Genomic DNA, 817 nt, shown 5'->3' with positions numbered 1-817 from the left:
CCGGGCGGCGGAGGCGCCACCAACGGCGGCGGCGCGGGCGGGCCCGCGGGCGCGGCGACCACACCGGGGTCGCCGGGGGGCGGGTCCGGATCCGCCAAAGCGGGGCCGGCGCCCAGCACCAGCAGAGCGGCGAATCCGGCTGCAAGGGCCGCGAACAGGCCCCTCCTCGTCGAGCTCGTCGTCCAGCTCGGCATATGCATCCCTCCAGTCAGGTCTGCGACCCAGTGTCGCATAGGGCCGTGCCCAGCTACCTAATCCGCGACCCGACAGGACCGCCCCGGAAAGCAACTCGGGGCCTTTGAGCTGCTGAGTTATGAATCGCGTGAGCTTGCCGGCGGCACATCCAGCATATGCCGGTAGACCGCGATACCGGCCAGCGCGACACCCATCAACGCGGCCGAAGCCGTCAGCATCAGCGCGACGCTGCGCTCGTACAACAACCCGCCCGCCAGCGAGCCGGCCATGATGCCGACCTGGAACGCCGTCACGTACAGACCCGATGCGCCGTCGGGATCGTCGGCGCCGTTGCGCATGGCCGCGGATTGCATCATCGGCGACACCGCCGTGGCCATCGCGCCCCACAGCACGATCGCGGCGGTACCGATCACCGCCGTCGCCACCGAGGTGCGGCCGGTGAAGGCCAGCGCGGTCAGCACCACGAACGCGGCGGTCAGCCCGGCCATGCACAGGATGATGGCGCCCCGGGGCCGGCGGTCGGTCGGCCGCGCGGCCAACGGCACCGACAGCAGGCCCGCGACACCGTAGGCGGCCAGCACCCAAGCCAGGCTGGCCCCGCGCACCCCGACGACGTTGCGGA

At 72.5% G+C, this 817-nt stretch carries 2 protein-coding genes; both read right to left on the bottom strand.

Annotated elements, in window-relative coordinates; translation table 11 throughout:
- Positions 1–194 (bottom strand): hypothetical protein (locus A5744_RS24000; RefSeq protein WP_205866271.1); only part of this gene is annotated, 194 nt, incomplete at its 3' end.
- A 117-nt stretch (positions 195–311) separates the two neighbouring features.
- Positions 312–817: MFS transporter (locus tag A5744_RS00430; RefSeq protein WP_139331179.1), on the bottom strand; the 506-nt coding region annotated here is incomplete at its 5' end.

The sequence above is a fragment of the Mycobacterium sp. IS-1264 genome, assembly GCF_001954195.1.
Lineage (GTDB): Bacteria > Actinomycetota > Actinomycetes > Mycobacteriales > Mycobacteriaceae > Mycobacterium.
Note: the sequence above shows the minus strand (reverse complement) of the source record. Positions and strands in the feature narration are given on the sequence as shown.